The sequence below is a fragment of the Paenibacillus chartarius genome (assembly GCF_042432825.1).
GTDB lineage: Bacteria > Bacillota > Bacilli > Paenibacillales > NBRC-103111 > Gordoniibacillus > Gordoniibacillus chartarius.
On the sequence record NZ_JBHLWN010000027.1, the window covers coordinates 23,681 to 49,944 of the forward strand.

Below are 26,264 nucleotides of genomic sequence, written 5' to 3' on the forward strand. Positions count from 1 at the left end.
ACCCTTGCCCTGGGAGTAACAGTTCCTACTGCCAAGCCTGTAGCGGACTTTCACCGCCAAGCTATTGCCCATCATCGAAAAGAAGCAGACTTCGGAATCCGATGCCTGCTTCTTTGTTTGCCTAGCAATGTTAAACTTTAAATTTATTTACCAACGTCTGCAGCTCCTCCGCTAAGTGGGACAGAGCATTTGCGGATGCCGTGATTTCTTCCATGGAAGAAAGCTGGTGCTCCGCATTGTTCGACACCTCACGGATGCTGGCTGCAGCGTTTACGGCAGACTCCTTGATCGTTTCCATGGAGTGGGAGATCTCATCCGAGCTCGCCGATAATTGTTCCGATGCGGCCGAGGTCTCTTGTATTTGAGCGGCTACCTCTTGGACATATTGATGAATTTCCCGGAAAGATCCATTCGTAGCTGTGACAAGCTGAGCCCCTTCCAATACCTCAGCCTTGGATATGTTCATCGAATCCACAAGTCGTGATGTATCCGATTGAATAAGCGTAATGATATCCGTAATATTTTTGGCCGAATCCGCCGACTGTTCCGCAAGCTTGCGAACTTCCCCGGCCACTACCGCGAAGCCACGGCCCTCTTCCCCGGCTCTTGCCGCTTCAATTGCGGCATTCAGCGACAACAAATTGGTTTGGCTTGCTATGCCCGAAATCATACCGACGATCTTGCCGATAGCAGCCGAACGCTCATCCAAATTTTTAACCGAAGCCGCCAATTCCTCAAACGTGTGTTGGATCAACGTCATGCGCTCTGAAAGCGCGCTGACCATTTTTATGCCTTCGGACGCTTTGCCGGATGCCAGGATTGCAGAAGTCGAGACGACTTGAGCGCTGCTCGATATTTGATGAATCCCCTTAGACATTTCGACAATGGCGGTCGCACTGTTTTCCACATCGGCAAGCTGCTGCTCGGAGGCAACGGCGATGCGCTGTGCGTTTGTTGAGCTATGTTCAGTCACATTAGCCGTCTGTTCAGCGCTGGCAGTTAGTTCCTGCGAAGAGGCTGCCACTTGCTCCGAGGTAAAGCCGATATGTCGGATCATCGTGCGCAAATTCGCAATCATCAAGTTAAAAGTTTGAGCAAGCTCGCCGATCTCGTCATTGGCATATACACGAAGCTCCTTCGTTAAGTCACCCTCGCCCTCCGCAATATCTCTGAGCTGCGCATTGATGACTCGGATTGGACGTATGATGCTTCGAATCCACAGCAAACTTCCAACAACGGCCACCAGTGCAATAATGAGCATAACCAAATAAATGGAATTCAAAATTTGATTCGCATTTTGGCTCACCTTTTCAATCTTAGGACCGACAAGCCACATGCCGATCACTTCACCTTTAGCATTCTGAATAGGACGGTACATGGTTAGATAAGTAGTGCCTACAATATCAGCCTCACCGATATACGTCTCGCCCGATCTCAGTACAAGCTCGGCAACCTTGGGATCAGCCTTTGTGCCCGTCATTCTGTTGGACCCGTTCTTAATACTTGTTGCAATCCGGGTGTCTCCTTGAAAAATCGTTACGGCACCTCCGGTAATTCTAGACATGCTATCTACAAACTCGAAGTTATCGTTCATCTTTACTGCACCTTTATAAAGCTGACCGTTCTGAACCGACCATTCTCCGGGGTACGTCTGTTCCAGCCAGCTATACCCTAATTGAGACACAACCTTCACACGGTCTTCGTATACGCGGATCATCCTGTCGGTGATTTGCTGTTTGGCTGTGATCGCGATCGTTGCCGATAAAACAATAATGACCAGAACGACCAAAGCACTCATCTTCACTGCAATACTTAACTTTCCTTTTAGCATGTTAACCTCCTGTTGTGAGCTTCTTCGTAATCAAATGAAAAATTCGACTAATTTCGACATTCTCCTCCAAAAACGAACATCAAGTTTAATTTTCCCCTTCATTTTTAACCATGGTCCTCTCTGCCAAATTTTCCGTTTTTAACCATATATATAAGGCGCTTAAGATGTTTTTCTCGAACATTGCGGTGAAGTCTTAGGGGCTATATGCCAAATCCTAAACAAAAACCGTCCTGTCCTCCTATTGGGTGGATGCAGGGCGGTTTTTGTTTTGCTTACTGCCCGGAAAAGCGGCGGCGATAGGCCCGTGGAGACAGCCCCTCATGCTTGGCAAAGATCGAGCTGAAATACGAGGGCTGGCGAAAGCCGGTCTCTTCGGCGATCCTGGCCACCGGCAGGTCGGTCTGCTGAAGCAGCCGCTTGGCTTGAGCAAGTCGATACCGCAGCAGATAGTCGAACGGTGAGCAGCCGAACTCCTTCTGCATGCACCGGGCAATATAGACCGGGTGGAAATTCAAGGCATCCCCCAGTACCTCGGCCGTAATGTCCTCTTGATAGTGCTGGCGCAAATAAGAGGCGGCCCGGTCGGCGATATTGGCTCCCGGCAGCACGGGATCGAGATCCAGCGAAGCATTCAGCAGCTCCAGCACCTGGGCAAATAGCAGCTGGCAACGCCACCTGGCCCAATCGTTATGCGCGTGCCGTTCGAGCTCGTTCAGCTGACGCAGCTTCTCGTACATCGCGCCCGGCTGAAGCAGCCGGACGAACTGAGGAAGCAGCATGGCGAACGGCTGGACATGCAGGGCATCGAAGACGCCGTCGCCGTAGGCGGCAGGCGCATCTTCTTTCTCACCGCTCCACTCGCCTCCCGTATCAAAATGCAGCCAGAATACCCACGTATCCGTTTCGCAGCCTTGAGTAGGATAGTGATGCAGGTCGGGCCGAAGCAGGACGGCATGTCCCGCTTGCGCCTCATAGTGCCGGTCCTCTTCCCCAATATACAAGCAGCCCGATTGGACGACGAGCAGGTCGAACACACCGAAGGCTTTTCGGTTCAAGTGCTTCTGCCCAGGCCGAAATAAACCGAAGCCGCTGGCGATATAGTGCGGTAACGGAGGGGCGATAAAGCGGATCACAGACATCCTGTTCACCTCTAAAGCAGGTTTGTAAAACTAAAGTTTTGGTTCAATAACTGTCACATCCACCTTAGTATAGCGTTTATAATGTGAAATATCTATTCGATGAGCGACACTCAAGGAGGATTACTTTCACATGAATAACGAGCGCAAAATGTCGCTTTGGATGCTGACCTGGCCGGTATTTCTCGAGATGTTCCTGCAGTTTCTGCTCGGTACGGCCGACACCCTGATGGTCAGCCATATTTCCGACGATGCGGTAGCGGTAATCGGCATCTCAAGCCAGCTGTTCAATGCCGTGAACATTTTGTTTATGGCCATTGCCAGCGGAGCGGGCATTCTCATTGCCCAAAGACTGGGTGCCCGAAGACCGCAGGAAGCCCGGCTCATCAGCATTATGGGAGCCAAGGTCAGTATCGGGATCGGGCTTGCGCTCAGCATTGTTCTAAACCTCGGTGCCGGTCCGGTGGCGAAATTGCTGCAAATTCCCGGGCCGCTTCAGCCCTTGGCGGAAACCTACATTTCCATCGTCGGCAGCGGCATGGTGTTCATGGCGGCCATGGGAGCGTTCGGCACCGCCATCCGCAATACGGGCGACACCCGTACGCCGATGTACATCGCCTTGGGGATGAACGTGATCCATGTGCTGTTCAACTATGTGGCTATTTTCGGAGCGTTCGGCATCCCTGCTCTGGGCCTGACCGGCGTGGCATGGTCGACCACGATCAGCCGCCTGCTCGGTGCCGCGGCCATGCTTGCGGTGTATCGCCGCAGCTTCTCACCTGGAATACAGTGGAGAGACTGGCGCCTGTACGACCGTACCATGTTCCGGGAAACGCTGCGTATCAGCTGGCCCTTGGGAGTGAATATGTCGGCTTGGTGCTTCACCCAGCTGGTGATTTTCGCTTTTGTCGCCATGCTGGGCTCGAAGGAGCTAAGTGCGCGCACCTATATGAATACGATGGAGTCGTTCTGCTTCATGATCGGCTTCTCGATCGCCCTGGCCGGGCAGATTCGCATCGCGCATCTATTCGGCTCCGGCGAGAAGGAGAAGGCTTACCGGACGGCTTATCAGGTCATGTGGATCGGTTTGGGGCTTGTTTTTGTGAATGCTTTTCTGCTCTATGCCTTCGGGGATAAGGCCATCTCCCTCTTTACAAAGGATGGGGACATCGTTGCGCTGGGTGTGTCGCTGCTGGCCGTTAATCTTCTGCTGCAGCCGGTCAAAATGGTCAACATGGCGATCGGCAACGCCCTGACCGCCGTCGGAGACACACGGTTTCCGATGATCACCGGAACGATCTCGATGTGGACCGTTGCCGTAGGGTGCTCGTATTATTTGGGCATCCAGCTCGGCTGGGGCTTACTCGGCATCTATACCGCGATGATCGCAGATGAGTTCCTGCGGGGAGTGCTGGTAGGTATTCGCTGGCGGTCACGGCGGTTCATGCGCACGGACGCGGTTCCGGCGGCTGCACCCGGTTCGACGATGACCACCGCGTAGAGATGAGGGGCGGCGGACACCGCCCTAATTATCTAGCCCAAGTATACAATTTCACCGTTTTCTCTCTTTGCGCGTATGGTGATTTTACCGAGACACTGCTCGGGATTTGGATAACTGCTTTCCGCTTCGTCAAATAATTTAACCAACAATGCCTCTATTTCGGCTAATGTTGCTTTTTTAGAAAACTGATGTACGCGAATGAGCTCGGTACTTCGATATGCATCTGCCGTTCCTTGAACTTCCTCTTTTCCAAATGCTCTGACTTCAATTTCGATGTTCATCCTTTCATCTCCTTATGATTGCCGCTCAGTATTTCAGATATTCCCTATAACTATTATATTTGGTATATTGAGTAAGTATCAAATACTAACACTTACACAAAAGCATCCCCTTGCCTATTGGCCGGAGATGCTCTTTTCTTTCCGTACATAATTAATATCTGGCAAGCAATGAGTCATATGCTAAGATTTCGCCGCGGTAGCCAAAGCAAATTACTTTGGATTAAGCTTTTCTCTAATTATATATGTTGTAAAAAAATAGTATCCTAAACCGAGTGCGCCAGAACATACTAAAGAAAACATTCTAACGTAAGTATGGAAACTACCTAGTACTGAAAAAAAGACTAAAGGGAGTCCACATATAGTAAAAATAAATGAAAATATTATTATCTTCCTGTTTTGGATATAAATATGGACAAAATGAAGAATCACTCCATAGACAAGAATAAATACTGAAGGTAAGAATACCAGCATGCTTAAAATATCATTAAATAACGGAAATTCATCGTCAACTTGATTCGGCCAAAATTTAATAACACTGTATAACGATAATAATATTGAACCAATTATCCAAATCCTATAAACCATGGTCAAACGCCACCTTCTTTAATTATTATATCAAAAAAAGAAAGCCTCAGAATGAATTCCTGAGGTTTCTTATATGGACGGTGGAGCGATGCTACCCAATCTGTAAGGATTGCTTCTACATGGCGATGATCGCAGATCAGTCCCTGTATATTAAATCGCAGTTCCATAATTACCCGTTTCTTCTTTCGAAGACAACAGACCCAGCGCCGCCAAGGCACTGGGTCATATTTTGCAACTATAAAGGTTACTTTGCAGTTCTCATAGGATGGATCTCCGTCACATTATCCGCGTGTTTTATTTCGCTTCAGGAATTGATACAGGACGTATAAGGCGGTGAGCACGATGGAGGCAAAGATAAACGGCTTGACATAAGGCGCCGCCATCTCATCGATCTGCTCCCAGTTATCGCCGAGCGCTTGTCCCAAATAGACGAATAGGATCGACCAAGGAATGACTGCCAAGGTAGTCAGCACGGTGAATCGTGTCAGCGACATGCGGGCCATGCCAGCCGGAACCGAGATTGCGTGACGAACGACGGGAATGAATCTCGCCGTAAAGATCACGCCGGTGCCGTAGCGGTTAAACCATTTCTCCGCCACATCGATGTGGTGCTTATTGATAAGAATGTACTTGCCGTATCTCTCCAGAAACGGTCTGCCGCCGTAGCGCCCGATCCAGTAAACGAAGATTTGGGCAATGACCCCGCCGATGGTGCCGAAGATGACCGCTCCGACGAAGGAGATTTTGCCTTGGGCAACGAGATAGCCGCCGAAAGCCAGTACGATTTCACTCGGGATGATCTCAATCATGAGTCCGAACATAATGCCCCAGACGCCGAGCCCCTCAATAAATTGGAGCGCCGACATTATTAGATCATGCAACATCTCAGCCTATCCTCTCTCCCTTGTCATAATAGGGTTAATCCACTTATCCTATATTACCATACCGCGTCTGATGGCGCATCTCACCTTCAGCAGATTTGCTATAGTCGGTCGCCAGAGGCATACCGTCCCCTGCTCTAGCTCCGTTTCCCTCGCATGAATTATTTTCCAGACTAAAAAAATAAGAGCCTGCGCCCCGCTCGGAGACACAAGCTCTTTCCATCCGCTCTTACTTACTGCTCTCCACCATCTGCTTATAAGCATCCAGCTGCTTCTGAATTTCCGCCAGCACCTTGTCGTGGCCGGCCGACTTGAGCTGCGCCCGGAACGTCTCCACCGCTTTGGCCGGGTCTCCCGCTTTGCCGTAGGCGATCGCCGGAAGCGATTTGCTGACGACTTGGGTGATGGCGGTCAGCTCGTTGTTGACCGGGTTCTTGTCGAAGACGAATCGGCCGTACGGGAACGGCTTCTTGATCTTGTCATAAGAGGCGTACAGATCCTTCGCTCCGTCCCACAGGGTGCCGTCCGGAATTTCGTTCTTGTCGACCCGGCCTCCCCAGAAGTTGGAGTAAAAGTCATGCTTCTGCACATCGTAGCCGTCCGGTCGGTAGCGCTTGCCGTCCTTGACGACATATTGAACGCCCTCAATGCCGTAGTTGAACAAGCGGTAAATTTCCTGGTCGTTGCGCAGCAGCTCATACACCATCAGTGCCCGCTCCGGATGTTTGCTGCGAGCGCCGATGGAGGTGCCGCCATGGGTGATCGGCATGGAAACGAGATTGCCCCGCGTTACCGAGAATGGGAAGAATTGCAGGTCGGACCCCGGCTGCAGCTTCTCCATCTTCACCTTCTCGCCCAGAAATGTTTGCGTGTGATGCTGATCGGAGCCGGATTTTCCGCCTTCCATAGCGGCGCGGTTGTCCCCCTTGTAGTTCAGAACGTCCTCGCGCCAGTAGCCCTTATCGCCCCACTCCTTCATCAGCTTGGCGTAATTCAGGAACGTATCTTCAAAAATCGGGCTGAAAGCGGTATAACGTTGGTCGTACGATTTGGCATAGAAAATCGGCATCGGTCCCGTGCTGACCGGAATACCGATCGCATCGGTCTTCGTGGTGATATAGCCGTCGAAGCTTGCCAGGTTGCCGCCGTTCAAATCGAGCGGAATGACGCCGGGCTTCTTGTCCTTAACGCCTTGCAAATAGGTGCCGAACGATTCGAAATCCTTGATCGGGGATGTGATGCCGAACTCCTTCGCCCAATCTCCGCGGTACATATAGCCATGGTTTACCCATTGCGTATAGCTGTTTTCCGGGATGAGCACGATTTGATTCTTGTATTTCGTCTCGGCCCAATGCTCCGGCGGCACTTCCTTCCAAGTGATCGGAGCGTAGGTCGGCAGCAGCTTGTCGAGCGGCATGAACGCCCCCTTTTGCGCGTTGGGCCACGTATCCAGCCAGTCTGTCGCGACGTTGATCAGATCGAGCGGTTCGCCGGAAGCGAGCAGCAGGTTATACTTTGTCTGCCAATCGGCCCACTCCACCCATTTCACTTCCAATTGGGCGTTGACCTTCTGCTTCAGCAGCGCATTCACTTTCTCCATGACCTTCTCGAATTGACCGTTCTTCGGCTTGTCGCCGAGCATCACATAGGAGATCGTCACGAACTCCGACGTATTTGTCTTGGCTGCATCGGCCTGGTTCGTTTTGCCGGCATCCTGCTGCGAAGCGTCCGCTCCGCTGCCCCCCGTGCCCGCCGTATTGCTGCATGCTGCGAGACTGGCTGCAAGCGCAGCGGCCAGTGAAAGCGATAACATTTTTCGAAACTTCTTGCGCATGTCTTGGTTCCTCCCTATATGATGGATGCGAGACTTTGAAACGCGTATGTGATCAGACTCCGATGAAGCAGTCCGTATTCACCGTTATTAGCCTTTGACGGCGCCGACGGTAATGCCTTGAATGAAGAAGCGCTGGACGAGCGGATACAGTAAAATAACGGGCCCCGTCGCCACGACGGCGGTAGCCATCTTCATCGATTCCATCGGCATATCGCGCGGCTGGATGTTCGAGGATACCGATGAGCTGCGAATAAAGTCTGCGCTCGTGATCACGTTATACAAGAACAGCTGCAGCGGGCGGTACTCCAAATCCGGCGACAAGAACAGCATCGCATTATACCACTCGTTCCAGTAGCCCAGAGCAATGAACAGCCCGATCGTCGCCAGCGCCGGCACCGTCATCGGCAGGATCAGCTTCACGAATATCGTAAAATCCCCCGCTCCGTCCATCTTTGCCGATTCGGTAATGGCATGCGGAATCGACTTGACGAAGCTCTTCATCATAATGATCAGGAACGGGCTCATCAGCCCGGGCAGCAGGACGGCCAAGTAGTTATCCTTCAACTGAAACCATTGCGTCATAATAATGTAGAAAGGAACGACCCCGCCCTGGAACAGCGTCGTGAAATAGATGAAGAACGAGATGCCGTTGCGGGACATAAAGTCAGGCCGCTGCAGCGCATAACCCGTCATCGCTACGATGAACAAGCCGACTGCCGTGCCGACGACGGTGATGCCGATCGTCACGATGTAAGAGCCAACGATCAACCTCGGATTCTCGAAGACGATCTTGTTAGCGAATAAGCTGAACTCTCGCGGCCACAAATTGTACCCGTTCAGCGTAATCGACTGCTCCGAAGTAAACGACGTTCCGAGCACCATCAAGAAAGGCACCAAACAGCATATGGCCAAAACACTGATCAACACGTATCCGAACACTCGGACCGATATGGATGAGAGGTCGGCGCCCCGATGACGCGCCACATTGGTTTCCATAGTTTTGCGCCTCCGCCCTAGAATAAAGTATTGTCCGGGGATGCCTTCTTGACGAGCCAGTTGGCGAACAGCACGAGGAAGAAGCCGAACACCGATTGATACAAGCTGACCGCACTGCCTAGCGAGAAGTTAAAATTGTTCATCAGCGAGCGAAACACGAACGTCTCGATAATATCCGTCGCATCGTACAGTGCGGTATTGTTCGCCCCGACCAAGTTATAGAATAGTCCGAAGTTGCCGCGCAAAATTCCGCCGAGCGAGAACAGCAGCAAAATAATGAAGGTCGGCTTAAGCCAAGGCAAAATAATATACCGGATCCGCTGCAGCGCGTTCGCCCCGTCGATCTCCGAAGCTTCCACGATTTCCGAATCGAGCCCCATGATCGCGGCAAAATATACTATGGAACCGTACCCTGTCGACTGCCACAAGTACGTAATCACAATGATGAACGGCCATATCGCCGGATTCGTATACGTCTTGACCGCCTCGAGTCCGAACGATTTCAAGATGCCGTTCAGCAGTCCGTAATCGTAGCTCAAGATGTTGTACGCGATCAAGCCGACGAGAACGAAGGAGATAAAATGCGGCAGAAACATGAGCGATTGGGCTGTTTTCTTGAACCATTTGTTGCGCAGCTCGTTCAGCAGGATGGCGACCAGGATTTGCAGACCGTTCCCGAAAATGATGAACGCCGCATTGTAGGCGATCGTATTGAAGGTCAGCTTCCACAGCGTTCCGGATTCGATCAGGAATTTGAAGTTATCCATGCCGACGAAAGGACTGAGAAACATGCCGTCCGTGTAGTTGTAATTAATAAATGCGAGATACAGCCCCGGCATCGGCAAGTAGGACATGATCAGAAAGAACACGATCGCGGGAACGCACATCAGCAGCAGCGTTTTCTGGTTCCACCATCTGCGGAAACGGTCCGGCCGGCGCGTCGTGCCAAGACTTGCGGCAGCTGCGGCTGTGGCATGTCGGGTCGATATTTTCATAGCTCATCCTCCACCGGTACGAACCGGAACGTATCAAGAACGCCCTCTTCTCCGGCCGTAACCGCTTCAATCATGATGGCAAGCTCGGTATTTGCCTTCAGCCACGGCCCCGGGATATAGAACGAATCCGGATCGCCTCCGCGCATCGCGGGACGGTTCGGTTCGCTGCCGAGCCACAGTCTTCCGATCAGCACCTCACCCAAGAACACAGTCAGCTTGACGTTGCTTCCGGAGCAATGAACCCGCCAGCCGCCGCCAGCCCGCCTATCGCCGAACGTTCCGTACAGCCAGTTTACCTGTCCCGGTGCGCACCGGACGATTCCGTTCACCGGCTTTGCTGTTGTTCGCGAAGCTTCCGCCCATTGCAGCAGTCCTTCTTCCTCGCAGGCCGTCAGGCGCCACTGCTTCGCCGCAACGCCTTCGTACAGCTTGACGCTGCCTGCAGGCGAGCCATACGCTGTCGTTAGAATGACCATGAGCTCAGCCGCTGTACCCGGTCTGGCCAGCGACGTGATGTCCACATACGGATCAAGCGGGTTCACTTCGCCGACCAGCTGTCCGTCCACGTATAGCTCGGCGAGCGAGGCGAAGCCCGGCAGATGCACGAACCAGCTGTCGCAGTCGGGCGATAACACGACTTGCTTGCGGTAACAGGCGGCATGGACGCTTCGGCCCGAGAGCCAGCCCCCAAAGCTGACGAGCGGCCGGCTGCATGCTCTGTCCCGTCCAAGCCCGGCTCCTTGCGCGCTGCTGCTTTCCCAAGGCTCGTAGCTCCAATTTTGCGTAATATCCTTGACGGCGGTCACCGCCACCATACCGGTTAGGCCCTTGAGCGAATGCAGCCGAAGCGCCGGAAGCCGGGGATCGTCAAAATTGGAATGGCCCCATATTTCCGTTCTTGCCAGCAAGCTCACGCGATCGGAACCGGCTGGCGGGCGCTGCAGCGGAACATAACCGTGTCCTCCTCCGGGAACGACCGTACCGGCATAAGCCCCATCCGCATATACGCTGATAATGTCGGCGGCATTTTGCACAAGAACGCCTACACAATTGTCCGGCTGTGGCAAACCTGCGCTGGCTTCGTACCACGCATAGCCCCGGTATACGCCGTTCCGTTCCAAATGAGACGCATGGTCGCCGAGCTCCTTGGAGAGACCGGATGGAAGGCCGAAGGCTGCCGTCTCCGACAATGTCCATTGAATATCAAACTCGACTTCCTTAAGGGGAGCCGTCTGGCTGGCGGTTAGAATGAATCCGGCCCCTTCTTCATAGGACTCGACCAGCAGCGCTTGCTCACGGCTCATGCCGATCAGCTTGGCCCGGCGGTCTCCGATCCGGATCAAAGCGCTGCCGGGCTGCTCCGCGGTAAAGCTGAATACGATATGCGTGCCGCTGCGCTCGAGAAGGCGCATACTGAAAGCTTCGACTTGGATCGGGTGTTCGGCATCGATGCGGATCCGGCCTGACGTGTCCGTATGAAACGCGATCACGGTCCGCTTCGCCAGTTGAGTCCGGTAAAACAGCTCGGCCCCCGCCGACAACACTGCCCCCGGAAGCCCCCACTGTTCGAGGGGCACTCCGACCGGCACGATCGGGCAGCTGCCTGAACGCGCCGTTATATCCATACTCTCCGCAGGGTCCCCACCCAGCTCGAATCGGAACGTACGATCATCCTCCGATACGTTAGGGAAGAACAGCAGCTCTCCTCCCCCTTTCAGCTTCAGCCCGTGACGCTCGGGCTCCCCGCCGATTGGCAGCGCTTCCGCAATGGCTTTGCCGTAGCAGTCGATGACCCGGCTGAGCAGTCTGCCCTCATAAGCTTCCGGACGCGGCTCGCCCGAAGATGAGATCATGCCGCCGAAGTCGTAATCCGAGGTCAAGAGCGCGAGCGGCTTGCCCCAATTGTTCGTTGCGTTCGTAAAGCCGAAATTCGTGCCCGACACCTGCAAATAAGGCCCCAGCAGCTTGGCGCCGCAGCCGAGCAGTCGCCGCAGCAGGAAATGGGATCGATTCGTCTCCGTCACCAGCAGCGGGAGTCCACGCTCCGCAAGCAGGCTGCGATAGACGAGCACCTTCTCCTCAAAGCAGGGGTCCCGGTCGTTCGGATAAAAATTGCAGGTAGGCACAACATGATCGGCAAGTCCGGAAGCCTCGTAAATGCCGCCTTGTCCGGCACAGGCAATCAGCGGCACGGATATCCCGTGGCGGAGAGCCATGTCGCGAAGCGCCGATATATATCCATGCGGATCCTCACAGCCGTAGAAATCCAGCTCATTGTCCAGCTGTACGGCAATAACGGTACCGCCGCGCCCCCACTGGGCTTCCCGCAAAATCGGCATGATCCGTTCATACCACCGCCCGACATGCTGCAAAAACTCGGGATTATTGTCCCTCAGCCGCAGATTCTCTTTTGTCAGCAAATACGCGGGAAGTGCTCCACCATCCCACTCGGAGCAAATATATGGCCCCGGCCTGGCGACAACCAGCAAGCCGCATTCGGCCGCCAGGCGCAGAAAGTGCTGCGCATCCTTCTCTCCCTGAAAGTCCCATACGCCTTCCTGCCGTTCATGATCATTCCAGGGAAAATACACATCGATGCAGTTGTACCCGAATTGCTTCACCTTCAAGAGCCGGTCCTTCCATAGCGCTCTCGGTATTCTGAAATAAAAAAGCGATGCACAAAGTATCAATTTGGCGTCTCCATTCAGTTTTACAGACTCCGCTGTAAGCAGCACCGATTCGGCCGCCGTTCCCGATTGCATCGTCGTTCCTCCCCTCGCCATCACCGCTATCTCCTGACAGCATTATTATAACGAGGGGAATAAAGCGTTTTCATTCAACGAAACATCCATTTCTTATACAAAACCTCGGCAGCTGTATACACCGGCGACCCCAAGATATAAAAAAATACAGATTCGTTATACAAAACGAAAAACCGGCCTCATTCGGCCGGCTACGAAACGGATGATGAACGTACAGGAAGTCTTCTGCGGTATTCGGTGACAGTAATGCCCTCCATTTCCTTAAACACTTTGCAGAAATAGGAAGCCTCCTGAAATCCGGTTTGCTCTGCGATCTGATACACCTTTGCCCCCGGATCCTGAAGCAGCTGCTTGGCTATCGTTATCCGATAGCGATTCATATATTCCGTCAAGCGATACCCCGTTTCACTCTTGAACAAATTGGATATATAATTGCCGCTCAGCTTCAGCTTTTCGGACAAATCCGCTAACGTGATGTTATCGGCGTAATGGGTATGGATGTAGTCCAAGATCATTTGAATTTCTCTTCGCCCTGACCTCAGGGACGTCCCGCTGACACAGCGGCTAAACATCGTGCTCAGCCGCTCTTTCAGGCTGGCGATCGGAGCTAATTCCTCTACCGCCAGGAGCGTCTCTTCCAGCCATTGATCCATGCGGTCGGCGGTCGGATTTTTCTCATAGGAGCTTGCCTTAAACAAAATAAACATATCCTTGATGAGCTGCAGCAGCTCGGTCGAAGATAACCGTTGAACGTTTGCCGTATGGAGGATCGCGTCCAGCTGCTGCTCAAACTGTTTGCTGTCCCCATGTTTGATGGCCGAAGCTAACGGCTGGGGATTCAGCTTCAACGGCTCTTTTCCGGCTGCCGGCTGCCGATTCATGGAAACATAAGCATACAGCTGTCCGCGTCCTTCATAGAACGCTTCGGATAAAGCCTCCTCAGCCTGCCGGTACAGCATGCTCGCTTCCATCAGTTTGTTTCCGGTACCGCTGAGCCCTGCCGTAACGATCCGGTCGGGCGATTTCAGCTTGGAGATGAGCCACATTGCATGCCTATGCGCATTCGCGTACAGCTCTCCTTCGCTTTTGGCCGCATCGAGCTTGAAGAGCACGGCGATTCTCCGCTTCGACATCATGGCCGCCATACTTCCCGTCTCGCCCGCTAGAAGACTGGCTTGTCTTTCCGCATATTGCCCGTTCGCTTCATGCCCGGGAGAGGACGACAGCGCCAGCAGCAGCACCGCGTACGGACCTTTGCGTATCGGAAGGCGCAGGGCCTCCGCATGGTCTTCAAAACGGCTCCAATCCGATATTTCTCCAGTCAGCAACTTCTTTGCCAGATTGGATTTCAGCTCGTTCAGGTTCGTCTGTATATAGTATGATTCATTAAGCTTCTTCCTCTCCTCGTCGATCTTGTCCCTCATTTGCTCCAATACCCGCTGCAGGCCTTCCGGCTCCAGATCGTGCTTCAGCACATAGTCGGCAGCCCCGAGCTTCAGAGCTTGCTTGACGAAATGAAAATCGTCGAACGAGCTGAGCGCTACGATCAGCACCCCCGGATCCTTTGCTTTGACCGTCTGGATCAATTCGATACCGTTCATTTCGGGCATGCTGATGTCGGTTACGATCAAATCAACCGGCTGATCCTGCAGCAGCTCCAGCGCATGCTTCCCATTAAGCGCCTCCGCAACGATCCGGAAGCCGTAATCTTCCCAATTCAGAATCGTTCTGACCGCATATCTGTAAATCGCATTATCCTCCACGATCATGGCCCGATACGGCACGACGCATCGCCTCCAGTTCCGTCATGTAAGGAAGCCGGACGATAGCTTCCGTTCCTTCGCCGGGCTTGCTGTTGTAGCGAAGCCCGTAGCATTCCCCGAAATACAGCTGAATTCTCTCGTGGATACTTCGGACGCCTATGCTGTATAAACCTTGTGGAGATGTCCCCCGCTGTTCGCGATGCAAAATGTCACTGATAACGCTTTCGTCCATACCGACGCCGTTATCCTTCACGACCAGCAGCAGTTCATTCCCTTCGCGCCGCGCTGAAATCTCAATGAGGCCGTTCCCTTTGGACATCTCGAGTCCGTGCAGGATCGCATTCTCGACTAGAGGCTGCAGCGTAAGAAACGGAACATAACCGTTCAGCAGCGTTTCGTCGATCCGGTAGTCCACCCGGAATGCATCCCCGTACCCGATTTTTTGCAGGTGAATATAACTGGCGATATTGGCGAGCTCCTGCTCCAGCAGATGAAGCTCCCCCTCCCGGCGCACCGACGTCTTGAGCAGCTGGATCAAAGAGGATACCATTTGCTCGATATCGGGCTGCCCCTTCATATGCGAGTACCAGCGGATCGTTCCTAACGTATTGTACAGAAAATGAGGGTTGATTTGCGCCAGCAGCGCCTTAAATTCCGCCTGCTGCTTGGCGATTCTCTCCTTATATGCTGAATTGATCAGCTCATTGATCCGGTGCACCATATAGTTGAAGCGGACCGACAGCATGCCGACTTCGTCCCGGCCCATCGGCACGACACGCACGCTGAAATCGCCTTCTTCGACTTTGCGCATCGTCTGCTCCAGCTTCTTGATACTTTTGGCCGTTGATTTGGACAATAAGGCGGCAATACCGGTAGAAATCAGGATGGCCGCAAGACATACGAGAGCAATCACCAAGCCGAGCAAGCGCGTCGTGGCCTGCAGCTTGCTCATGGGAATATAACATAGAACACGCCATCCCAAATCGCCGGATACCGCTGCCGTCAGCAAATAGCTCGTATTCGCGTCGCGCACGATTCTACTCGAAGCTGTCGTCGGGTCGCCCCCCCAAAGCCGGCCTGCCATCATTTCGCTAGACACCGGATGGCCTCCGCCGATCAGCACATCGCCGCGGCTGTTCATCACCTCAATATTTTCCCACTGCATCATTGAGCTGTTTACATCAATCGAACGGAAATAACGGGGGTCTACCCGGATCATGAGCAAGCCTAAACTTTCGCTCACTCTATCAATATTAATAAAATGCCTGAGCAGAACGATGTCCCCTTCCGAGGAGGTCCAGCCTAGATTTCCGCCGATTTCCGACAAATAGGCCTTCCCCATCTCGATCGTTTGCTGCGCAGCTGCTTCATCAAGACCTTTGCCGGCGCTTTCCATGCGTCCCCATCCATATATATATCCCGAACGGGATTGAATCAGTATCGATTTGATATACGGATTGCCGTTCCCGTGCGGCTCCAGCAGAAATTCCATCCGGCTGCGAAAAACCGGATAATTATCCGGTGTGACCGTCACCGTATTTTCCCCCAGGATCTGGCGGATTACGGGATCGGTAATGATGTATACGCTAGTGTTGAACAGCCCTTTGGCTCGATTGTCGATGTTGCCGGCAACCTGATGAATGACCTGCTTCGACATGTCTCTGGCATTGCTCACAATGTATTGCGAAGAGACATAGACGGCGAATCCGCCGATCGTCAGCGCAACAAATACGATAATAATGAAATTGGACAAAAATATTTTCGTTCGGAACCTGAGACTCTTCATCCGTTCGTTCAATAGCCTTATCATCATCTACGTCTCCTGATCGTATTGAACGATTGATTCAACGCATCGATACATTTCTCCACGTTGTGATCCTTATCGACGATAAATTCGGTCAGAGCGTTGACGTACGCCTTATTCAGACGCTGATCTTCGAAGCCGGCGGTAATATGCGACCAATCGACCGTACGGGACGGTTCCAAGTAGAGACGATTGAATTCCGCATAGATCGGATCTAAATCGGGAGTTAGCCCCTTAATGACGGAAATGGCTTTCTTATCCTGCTGAAACACACGCCCCACCTCTTGCGTCGAGAACAGCTCCAATATTTCCGTTGCCAGCTCCACATGCGGGGACTTCGGGTTGACGACGATCCCGCCGGTGGATTTGACCGCAAATTTGGCGTCCTTAGGATCATCCGTACCGGGAAAAGCAAATAAGCCGATTCGGCTGTCCGGCTCCAGCGATTTGACTCCGTCTACCGTCCATGTTCCGTTGATGATCATAGCGGCTTGCCCGGAGGCCAGCAGCCCAAGCGCTTGATTCCAGTCCGTCTCGAACGGATTCGGATTCGTATACGCAAGCCTTTGTCCGAATCGTGTCAGCACCTGGGCGAACCGCCCTTGCCCGTCATCGAAGCCGGCCAGCCCCTGCTCAATGCGAAGCATCCAATCCGGATCCGACGCCAGAAGATTGGCAATCAAATCCGGGTTCAAATCCCAGCTAATCGTCCAGCTGTCCTTGTATCCGGCAGCGATAGGGATAATTCCCTGCTTTTGCAGCCGCTTGCATACGGCCAAAAATTGTTCCCAAGTTTCCGGGATATGCGTAATACCGGCTTTGGCGAACGCGTCTTTATTATAAATGATGCCGGCGCCATTCATATCGATCGGCAGCGCCCATACGGAGCCGTCCGGCGTTCGAACGCCGTTCAAGAACTTATCCTCGATATTGGACAGGAACGGGGCATCTTTCAAATTCAGCGCATAGCCGCTGTCGATGAAATCCTTCGTTTCCGAGATGGAGTCAATCATATACAAATCCGGCATCTCGTCCGTCACGACCTTGGAACGCAGCGAGCTCATGTAGATGCTGCCGCTAATGCCTTCGATTGCAAACGATACCTCAGGATGGCTTTGTTTAAATTTGTCCGTACCTGCCTTCAGCCATTTCCTCGCCCCATCCTCTTCAAAGTGATGCATCCAAGTCAGCGTAACAGGCTTAGGAGCTTGCACGGCGGCGGAATCCTGCAGCTCGGATTGACAGGAGCTTAACAGGAGTGCCGACAAAGCGGCTATCCCGAGCCATCGATTTTTCATCACAACCACCCTCGGCATTATGGATATAACAGCGCTTACAATACATATTATAAGGGATTACTTGGATAACGGATATGAAAATCACGCAGACCACCAGCCAATCGGACATGCCTGTCGGCTTGGCTGACGGTCCAATACCCGCTGCTGTTTAATTCGGAGATAGGATTGAGGGGAAGCTGTCTCGAGGTACACTCTCGCTGCAAATTGTATCGCTTCATCGATATTCCGCACCGTTCATCGCTTCTAGTCTTCACCCGGATCGTTCGCCTTCAGCTTGCGCTTTTGCTGCAGAAGCGGCAGCAAGTCCCGGTCATCTTCACTCAGGAAATCTGCCATACCCCCTTCATTGCTTTCCTTGTAAAATTTCCACGCCACACTGTCAACCTGCTCTCCGAAGAGAGTAAGGCTGCCGCCCTCCGCTCCGAGTTCCGGGATGGTTTGCATATATGGGGCCCCCTTCCATCAAACTACATCATCTTCCGCATTTCCTCCATCAGAAACGTGTACGACATTTCCCGCGGATAGAAAGCGTTCGGATGATGGTATCTAATGATGCTCGTACGCTGGGCGCCCCACCACAAATACTCCAGTCCACCGGGGCTTCGTTTGGCTTCGAAGTCTTGATGAGCCGCAATCAGGGATTGCCGCACCGCTTCAAACACCGCCTGGCCGCAGCACAATACGGTGTTAGGCTGAAGGATTCGCAGCTGCTCGACCAGCAACGGAGCCGTATCTTTGGCATACTGCATAATGACGCGATCATCCGCCGCCGCCCCGCCTGCTGTTTTCTTCACATTGGCAAAGTATACCCGCTTGAAAAATCGATCCGCTTCCTCCCTAATCTGGGGGTAGCGCTCCTCGACTTCAACAAAGCTGGGAAAATGGTGCAGCACGGTTCCTTGAGCAGTACCATTATTTTGAACTGAGGCCGGCTCCACTGCTCTTCATCGACGTCCCCATCGGGAATAAATAAACCGCTCCGGTTCATAGGGAGTTGTTGATATTTTTGAAATAGAGCCGCCAGCTGTTCATTCGTTGTCTTCACCGTCAGGCAACTCCCGTCACAATCGATAATTTGGGTCATGATGAGCCCCGTCTAACAAATGACATATTCGCACCGGTTCGTAAAATAGAGCCCTGCTTCCTTCACCTTCAGGCCGAGCATCGACTCCCACTTCTCGGCGTATCTCCGAACCTGCGGCGCATAATACCGTACGAACTGCTCCCGATGCTCCTCCTCGAACAGATCCGTCTTGAAATCGACGATAACCCAGCCGTCGTCTTCTTCGAACACAAGGTCGATAACGCCCTTGAGCAGTCGCGGCACAGCCTCAGTCTTCTCCATATCCATAAACGAAAACTCGTGATACGCCTGCTTCGCCTGCCGTCTGCGCCGCCATAGCTCGCTGACCAGCACGCGCTGCACGGTTGCCGCCGCCTCAGGCAGCCACTTGGCGTCGAGCTCTTCCTCCTCGGCCGCCAGCCGCACGAATGCCTCCAGCCGTTCAGCCCGCAATCCGCCGCCGAGAGCGTCGATGCAGCGGTGCACAACAGAGCCGAACGCCATGCCTCGGCCCTCCGAAGGGCGGGGCAGGTCCACGTCTCCGCCGGCCTTCGTCAGCGCGGTCACATTGATGCGAGCATATGACGGCGTACCCTTCTCAGCCAGCCATTGCCGCCATGGCTCGAGCGACGCGGCAACATCGGGCGCACGCGTCATTGGCTCGCGAACCGCCGCTTCCGCCGACACTTCCTCCAGCTCCGGCTGGCGCTGGAGCGACACGGCCAGCTTGCTCCATGGGTCGATCGCCGGCTTCGAAGGATATAAGCTGACGATGAGCAGCTGCTTCGCACGGGTGGCCGCAACGTAATGAAGACGGTCTTCCTCCGCATGCTGGTACACGCGTTCCTTCTCCGCCTTCTCCATCCAACCGGCAGGCTGGGCTACAACCTCTTTCGTATAAGCATCCTTGTCGCGGCGAATTGTAAAATACCCGAGAGCCGGCTCAACGCTTCGGTCCACGTGCTCCTCCGCATCGAAATCGTTATGCCCGCACGGACATGCAAGGAAGACTACCGGAGCCTCCAGCCCCTTCGCTTTATGAAGATTCATAATGCGAACGGAATCGCCGGAGCCGGCGAACAAGCCGGTGCCCTCAAGGGCGTCCGCTTCCCTCAGGCGCCGTAAATACGACGTCAGCTCGAACCAAGCCGCAGAAGCCGGCAGCTCTTGCTGAATCAGCTCGATCAGCTTCACCAGCGTTCCTGCCCGGATCTCCCCCGTGTCCCGAACCGCCGCATATGGAATGAGCCCCAGGTCGTCCACGATCCCGACGAAAGCGGCCAAAGCAGGCATGGATCGCACTCGACTCCAATAAGAACGTATTCTCGCCAACGCGTCTCCGACCAGCTTCGCTTCGGCCGATGCGAATTGCTCCTCTTCCGCTGCCGGGAACAACGCAACGCGGCCCATCTCCATCGCATAGTGGAACAGCGCCACGTCACTAAGCCCGAACAAAGGTCCGCGCAGTACCGCCAGCAACCGAACCGCATCCGTGTAATCGCCCAGAAACTCGGCAAGCTTCAGCAGCGCTTCCAGCTCCTCGCCGCCGGCGCGGTCGCCGGACGTATCGGAAGGAATGCCGTAGCGCTCGAGCTTGGCGGCATACAGCCCGATAAACTCCCTGCGCTTCAGCAAAATCATAAAGTCGCCGGGATCCGCAGGACGCGACACACTTTTGCCATCCACCACATCTTCCACTTGCATACCGCCGCGGCACGCCCAAGCGATCCACGCCGCGATGCGTTCGGCATCCCAAAGAGCGATGTCCGCTTTGCGGTCGCGTTCCTGCTTCGGCACGGTCAGCACCTGTACGCCATGCGCCGACTTCTTCCCCTTCGGGTTGACACGGCGCGTCAGCATCGCCGTAAAGCCAGCCTGATGATCGGCCTTCTCCCCGGCCGGAACAAACTTGCTCTCGAACGCATAATTGACGTATTGGCCAATCGACTGCACCGAGCGAAAATTTTGCGTTAACTGCAGCACCTCTCCAAACGAGGCCATACGCCCTTTGACAAAGTTGTACGTCGATATATCCGCCCGGCGGAAACGGTAAATCGACTGCTTCGGATCCCCTACGATGAACAAAGATCCCGGCCTTGGCACCTGCTCCCGCCAGCGGTCCTCATCCGGCAGCGCCCCGGTCAGGAGCAGCATCATCTCCGCCTGAATCGGGTCCGTATCCTGAAATTCGTCGACAAGAAGCCGGGTGTACCTGCGTCCGAAATACTGGCGCACATCCCGATGCTCCCGCAAAAGCTCAGCTGTCTTCATCAGCAAATCCTGAAAATCGAGCATCCCGCCTTCCATCCGATTCGCCGCCGCAGAACGTACCGCCGGCAGTACGAAGCGTATCAGCTTCGGATGCAAATATTCGCGCCACGACTCCAGGAACGGCCCCAATACAGTGCGCTGCCATTCGAGGAACGCTTCCTTGATTCGCTTCGCCTCGCCCTTATCCGTCCACCGGTTTTGCGTCACGTCAAGCGTACGGTCGAACAGCTTTGCTAAATCGAGTACAACCCGATCGTCGCCCAAGTCCATATTCCGTACGAATCGCTGCGCATGACGCACGGTCTCCTGCAGCGTATCCCAGCCTTTGTCCGGCGGTATGCTCGGAATGAATCGTGCCGCATCGTGTACAAGCGCAGGCAGCGACAGACGAATCACATCAAAGTCGGGACGATCCGTGTCCTCCGTATAAATAACGACGTCTCCGTACTGCGCTACGCGGTGATAAACAGCGCGCAGCTCCTCCGGCTGCACGCCGAGATCGAGCAGCTCCTGCAGCAGGACATCCCGGCCCTCATCCCTTAAGCGCTGCAAATAGGCGTCGAAGCTCCGGTCGCGCAGCTCCTTCGACTCCGTCTCGTCGATTTCGCGAAACCCAGGGTCGAGCCCCGCTTCAATCGGCCGCTCCCGGAGCAGCCTGCCGCAGAAGCTGTGAATCGTGCCGATAAAGCCTCGGCCAAACTGCATCACCGCAAGCTCGAGCCGCTCACGCTCCACCCGGTTCCCGCCCGCAGCAGCCTTCTGCAGCTCCTCCTCCAGCTTCAAGCGAAACCTTCCGCTTAGCTCGGAAGCGGCTTTGTTCGTGAAGGTGATGGCGGCAATCTCGCCAATCTCCGCCTCTCCTTGCTTGATAAGGTTGATCATCCGGCCGACGAGCGATGTCGTCTTGCCCGAGCCGGCACCCGCCTCCACCAAGAAGCTGACACCAAGCTCCTGCAAAATTTTACGGCGGGCGTCCTCATCCTCCCGTCTCGCTCTCTCGATATCAAGCATACGACTCCACCTCCGTCAGAGGATTGAGCGGCGCCGCTCGGTCCGGATCCTTCCGCTTCTCCTTCATCCATTCCGCATGCGGTCCGCACACTTCCCGATACTCGCACCAGCTGCACTGCCGGGCATCCTTGGTCGGGGGAAAGATCCCCCTGCGCATCGCTTCCAGCATACGGCCGATTAGCCGCGCCGTATCCTCGGCCCGGTCCTGGCTTCTCGTTATCTCATGTCCTTGTCCCCGAAACGTAGGAAAATAATACCCCGCCTCCACCACCTTCGCTTCCGGGTCCAATCCGCTGCGCCGCAGCCACTGCTGGGCGGCGGCCGCATAGACGGCGTGCTGAAGCTGCGTACCGCCGGCAAAATACCCGTCCTCGCGGTATTTGCGCGAGCTGCCGGTCTTGTAGTCGAGTATTTTGTACGTATGCGGCTCCAGCTCATCGATGCGGTCAATATATCCCCGCAAAGACAGCGTCAGCCCTTCTCCCAGCTCCACCGTGAACGGTTCATCCTCACCGTGCAGCTCCAGCTCCATGAAACGCGGCTGCGACGTGCGGCTCTGTTCCGAATTCCAAAAGATCGCCGCGTCTCTGCGAATGTGCTCACATTCCTTCAGCATGACATGCTCGCTTGGAGCCGGGATTTCCTGCACGGCTTTCTGCAGCGCCTGCTCCGTAATGCGCTCCAATCGGGTTCGATCGTGACTACCGCCCTGCTCATTCGTCTCCGCCCAGTAGCGCTGGTAAATTTCGTGCAGCAGCGTTCCCCGCTGCGCGGCATCCAGCCACCGCGACCGGTCAAACTCCGCCGGCTCCTTCGGCCGGACGCGCAAAATCTCTTGATAAAAATATTGCAGCGGACAGCGCGCGAACAGCTCCAGCTTGCTTACGCTCGTCGCTGCCGGAACAGGTTCATAAGGACCGGGATCGAACACCCCGTCATACGGTCCGATTTCGCCGTCCATCCGGCTCTCCAGCGCCAGCTGTCCTGCATGAAGCGATGGATACGCCGCAAGTACCTCATGAAGTCCCGCCCGAATCGTTCGGCTACCTCCGATCAGCGTCTTCAGCCATACCTCCTGCGCATCGATGGGGACCCGCCCGCCGGAAGACAACACGCCTGCCGCCTGCGGAAGCGCATGATGCAAATCCTCGTAGCCGGCGGTCTCACGGCCGCTTTGCAGCCGGAAGCACTGCAGCAGCTCGAAGGCCGCGTTCTGTTCTTGCTTATCGGCGATCCGGTACGAGCTATAGCTCATCGTACATTGCCCGCGAATGGCGCCGAGCCGCTCGGCCCTGGCTTGCTCCTCCTGCTCCGCACGCGCTTTCGCCGTTTCGAGCCGGGACGATATCCGCTGCCGTTCTTCGTCGAGCAGAATCGGGTCTTGACTGGAGGCAAGAGCCCAGCTCCTCTCATCCATACCGATGATGAACGTATAGGGCCGGCCGGTCTGCCCCCCGTCTTGCAGAGAGGCCACTTGCAGCCGCCCCTCCGACGGAATGCCGCTCCCGCCAAAGGTTAGCCGCTCGATTTTGTCCCGGACGAATCGAATCGCCATCGGCCGGTCCATCGTTCCCGTATCTGCGCAACGGAGCGTTTCGAGCATCTGCCGGATGCACGCTTGGGCCACCGCTTCGTATTCCCCTCGCGCCGGTACCGATTGCAGCATCAGCTGAATACCTACCGCTACGGCTGAAGGAGACCACGCCGCATCGTCCTCCGGCAAACAGGCGAACCAGTTCTGGAACCAGTCGGCAAGCCTTTTGGCCGGGGTAGTATCAACAGGGTCGGCATCCGGAGCTATCTCGTTCAATGCCTGCGGCACGATTTGCGTAAGGATGTCGTACCTGTCCCGCCCCCAGCCTATGCCGGATTTTTCCAGAACACGGATATAGCTTCCGGTCGATATCGATTCCTCCGCCGCCGGTGGGCGCAGTATGCCTTGCTTCAGCGCCAGCAGGATCCAATCCAATTGATAGCCCGATTCCAGCCAGGCAAGAAATAAACGCACGGCCTGGCCCGTTACGCTGTAATCGATCGGAATGCCTCCCGAATAGATGCAAGGAATATCGTACTGGAGCGCGGTCGTATAAACGGCAGATGTATACAGACCGGCATTCGAAACGATCAGCTCTGCCTGATCAGGCGGAATGCGGCGTTCCGCCATACGGCGAAATACTTCACGCACCTCGGAGACAGGACCGTGTGCATGGAAGAACTCCATATGTTGATAGGGAAAATCTGATTCCGGCATTGTAAACGCTGCATCCGCCTCCAGCATCGTCAAGCGTCCGCCGGTAATCGTCTCCAGTGCCTCCCGCTCAGCCGCCGATAGGCGGACGTGTCTGTCCATCAAATAAACCGTTTGTCGGGGATCCGGCTCTACATAATGGCGCATTTCCGCCGCATCGGCCAGCCGGTGCCGGGCAAGGTATTCCTCATACAGCTCCAGCAGCCTCCGCACGTAACGTCCCTTCGGCATGCTCTCGAACGAATCCGGCTGCAAGTGCTCCGAGCGGATCATCGCATGGCGCAATTCTTGGATCGCGCTTAGGAAACAGCCCACTACCCCGGGGGACAGCAGCTGCAGCGGTACGTAAGGCTCAGGCTCTTCCACGGCGATCCGATGCATGAACCGGTGCACGGCCCAGAACGCATCCTCGGCATTCAGCTCCGCCACACCTTTCTCCGAAAGCGGCAGCCGGGCGCTATGCCCAATAAGCGATTGCGGTGTCGCGATCTCGATATTTATGACTGCTTTGCCGGTGCGGCACAACCGTTCCAGCCATTGATGTCCGGCCGCATGACTGCGGGTGATCAACACTTTCCTTTGCAATGGGAACTGCTGCAATATCGTTTCAAGATGGGCCAAGCGGCGACTGGTCATCCGTCGTACCTCCCGGTCGTATTTTCGCGTTATTACCGATACAGCTCTCGCCAGCGTTCCAACTGCTCCCTCATCGCGTCCCGATACGATGCCGGCTCCAAGATTTCCGCATCCGGACCGTAAGAATTCACCCACATCAGAAACTCCCGGTCATGATTCAACACAACCTCCAGCAGAGGACTGCCGTCCGCTTCGTCTTTCATTTTCGGCTCGACAAACCATTCTTCCTCCTTGATGTACCGGGCTACCTTCGGCGGGAAGCGGCTTTAAACCGGATATCGCGCCCCTCTCCCCGCTCGATCGAGAACGTATTTTTCATATATTGGCGGATGCTGAAATTCCCTTTATCAAATGTACGATCCGTAATTCAGGTTAAATTTACTATTCCATGGAAAGAAGTCCGATACCTGCCTGAGACTTCTATTTTTCGTTCCATCGCCCGATACTTGCAGCCTGTTGCTTGTTGTATGACAGCATAGCATCCTCTTCATGTCGAGGGGATGTCAGCGAACATGTGTTTCCTTTTGATTGTTTGAAGAAGGAGTTTGCTTCTATTTCTTGAATTTCTAATTTTATCGAAACATTCATCAAATTGGAGAAGGGAGCGGGTTTATTATGATGATAAAAGGTATCGGCGGAATATTTTGGAGGACTAAAAATCTAGATGCGATAAAAAAATGGTACAGTGAAGTACTGAAGATTGAAATTGAACATTGGAATGGGACTATACTCAAACCCCAATCGGAAACAGAAATTACCTTTTCTTTCTTTTCTGAAGACGACCCTTACTTCCCAACCGAACAGCAAGTCATGTTAAATTTCGAAGTCTATAATCTAAACGAGACTATTCAGCATCTTGAACAAATTGGTGTGCCTCTTGTAAAGGAAAAAGAGATTAGCGAATTCGGCAAGTTTATTTGGATTAAAGATCCTGAAGGCAGACTGATTGAGCTGTGGGAGAAATAACGGGTTGTCATTATTCATATTTTGTTGAACAAACGGATGCTTGAGCATTATTTTATTGGATGGGATCGTATGAATTATATTAAATACATCTTACTGGCTTTGAATATCTTTGGGGGAATTTATTTAGTAAACATGGATATCGGATTTTATTTCTGGTCTCCAATAATTTATTTTTATGGTCTGGGGCTCATTTGGTCGTTCCTATGCTTTGTATCCATTATTTCTATTCCAATAGAAAATGAAAGACGCTTTCATCATAAATTTGTAATCTTCTTGGTTATGTTTCTAAGTGTCCATTGGCCAATGATCATATTAATAAAATCATTTTAGAATTGATTAGCTGGGACATTATACAGAAAGCCCATATAAGGCCCCAAAAGATTGGATGGATACCTGACACTT

General features: G+C 53.9%; 18 protein-coding genes. 2 read left to right on the forward strand and 16 right to left on the reverse strand.

Annotated elements, in window-relative coordinates; genetic code table 11:
- Nucleotides 1-130: 130 nt before the first annotated feature.
- A complete protein-coding gene (locus ACFFK0_RS06740; RefSeq protein WP_377469257.1) occupies nucleotides 131-1,831 on the reverse strand; it encodes a methyl-accepting chemotaxis protein in 1,701 nt (566 codons plus the stop codon).
- 272 nt (nucleotides 1,832-2,103) lie between these two features.
- A complete protein-coding gene (locus tag ACFFK0_RS06745; protein WP_377469258.1) occupies nucleotides 2,104-2,970 on the reverse strand; it encodes a helix-turn-helix transcriptional regulator in 867 nt (288 codons plus the stop codon).
- 130 nt (nucleotides 2,971-3,100) lie between these two features.
- On the opposite strand from ACFFK0_RS06745, the gene ACFFK0_RS06750 reads away from it, so the two are divergent.
- Complete coding sequence (locus ACFFK0_RS06750) at nucleotides 3,101-4,468, forward strand: MATE family efflux transporter (protein WP_377469259.1); 1,368 nt, start codon at nucleotides 3,101-3,103, stop codon at nucleotides 4,466-4,468.
- Between the two features lie 32 nt (nucleotides 4,469-4,500).
- On the opposite strand, the gene ACFFK0_RS06755 is transcribed toward ACFFK0_RS06750, so the two are convergent.
- From ACFFK0_RS06755 to ACFFK0_RS06820, 14 genes are all read right to left on the reverse strand, one after another.
- Entirely contained in the window at nucleotides 4,501-4,749 is a 249-nt protein-coding gene (locus tag ACFFK0_RS06755; protein WP_377469260.1) for a hypothetical protein, read from the reverse strand.
- A gap of 866 nt (nucleotides 4,750-5,615) precedes the next feature.
- Entirely contained in the window at nucleotides 5,616-6,218 is a 603-nt protein-coding gene (gene uptA / locus ACFFK0_RS06760) for an undecaprenyl phosphate transporter UptA (protein ID WP_377469261.1), read from the reverse strand.
- Nucleotides 6,219-6,444: 226 nt separating this feature from the next.
- Nucleotides 6,445-8,049: an ABC transporter substrate-binding protein gene (locus ACFFK0_RS06765; RefSeq protein WP_377469263.1), complete on the reverse strand. Its 1,605-nt coding sequence runs from the start codon at nucleotides 8,047-8,049 to the stop codon at nucleotides 6,445-6,447.
- Between the two features lie 87 nt (nucleotides 8,050-8,136).
- Nucleotides 8,137-9,045 (reverse strand): carbohydrate ABC transporter permease, encoded by a 909-nt coding sequence (locus ACFFK0_RS06770; RefSeq protein ID WP_377469264.1) that lies wholly within the window; start codon nucleotides 9,043-9,045, stop codon nucleotides 8,137-8,139.
- Between the two features lie 17 nt (nucleotides 9,046-9,062).
- On the reverse strand, nucleotides 9,063-9,932 hold the full coding sequence (locus tag ACFFK0_RS06775; RefSeq protein ID WP_377469477.1) for an ABC transporter permease: 870 nt from the start codon (nucleotides 9,930-9,932) through the stop codon (nucleotides 9,063-9,065).
- Nucleotides 9,933-10,036: 104 nt separating this feature from the next.
- On the reverse strand, nucleotides 10,037-12,823 hold the full coding sequence (locus ACFFK0_RS06780) for a beta-galactosidase (RefSeq protein WP_377469265.1): 2,787 nt from the start codon (nucleotides 12,821-12,823) through the stop codon (nucleotides 10,037-10,039).
- 170 nt (nucleotides 12,824-12,993) lie between these two features.
- Nucleotides 12,994-14,586, reverse strand: a complete 1,593-nt coding sequence (locus tag ACFFK0_RS06785; RefSeq protein WP_377469266.1) for a response regulator — start codon at nucleotides 14,584-14,586, stop codon at nucleotides 12,994-12,996.
- A complete protein-coding gene (locus ACFFK0_RS06790) occupies nucleotides 14,555-16,378 on the reverse strand; it encodes a sensor histidine kinase (protein ID WP_377469267.1) in 1,824 nt (607 codons plus the stop codon). Before ACFFK0_RS06790 ends, ACFFK0_RS06785 begins: the two co-directional genes overlap by 32 nt.
- Nucleotides 16,375-17,667 carry an ABC transporter substrate-binding protein gene (locus tag ACFFK0_RS06795; protein ID WP_377469268.1) on the reverse strand — a complete coding sequence of 431 codons (1,293 nt, stop codon included), beginning with the start codon at nucleotides 17,665-17,667 and terminating at the stop codon, nucleotides 16,375-16,377. The genes ACFFK0_RS06790 and ACFFK0_RS06795 overlap by 4 nt, the downstream gene beginning before the upstream one ends.
- 243 nt (nucleotides 17,668-17,910) lie before the next feature.
- Entirely contained in the window at nucleotides 17,911-18,111 is a 201-nt protein-coding gene (locus tag ACFFK0_RS06800) for a hypothetical protein (protein ID WP_377469270.1), read from the reverse strand.
- A 23-nt stretch (nucleotides 18,112-18,134) separates the two neighbouring features.
- A complete protein-coding gene (locus tag ACFFK0_RS06805) occupies nucleotides 18,135-18,605 on the reverse strand; it encodes a hypothetical protein (RefSeq protein WP_377469271.1) in 471 nt (156 codons plus the stop codon).
- 158 nt (nucleotides 18,606-18,763) lie between these two features.
- On the reverse strand, nucleotides 18,764-22,012 hold the full coding sequence (locus ACFFK0_RS06810) for a UvrD-helicase domain-containing protein (protein ID WP_377469272.1): 3,249 nt from the start codon (nucleotides 22,010-22,012) through the stop codon (nucleotides 18,764-18,766).
- Nucleotides 22,005-24,896: a PD-(D/E)XK nuclease family protein gene (locus tag ACFFK0_RS06815; protein ID WP_377469273.1), complete on the reverse strand. Its 2,892-nt coding sequence runs from the start codon at nucleotides 24,894-24,896 to the stop codon at nucleotides 22,005-22,007. The genes ACFFK0_RS06810 and ACFFK0_RS06815 overlap by 8 nt, the downstream gene beginning before the upstream one ends.
- A gap of 32 nt (nucleotides 24,897-24,928) precedes the next feature.
- Nucleotides 24,929-25,099 carry a WCX domain-containing protein gene (locus ACFFK0_RS06820; protein ID WP_377469274.1) on the reverse strand — a complete coding sequence of 57 codons (171 nt, stop codon included), beginning with the start codon at nucleotides 25,097-25,099 and terminating at the stop codon, nucleotides 24,929-24,931.
- 415 nt (nucleotides 25,100-25,514) lie between these two features.
- Between ACFFK0_RS06820 and ACFFK0_RS06825 the strand changes: the two genes are divergently transcribed.
- Complete coding sequence (locus ACFFK0_RS06825) at nucleotides 25,515-25,862, forward strand: VOC family protein (protein WP_377469478.1); 348 nt, start codon at nucleotides 25,515-25,517, stop codon at nucleotides 25,860-25,862.
- Nucleotides 25,863-26,264 lie beyond the last annotated feature (402 nt).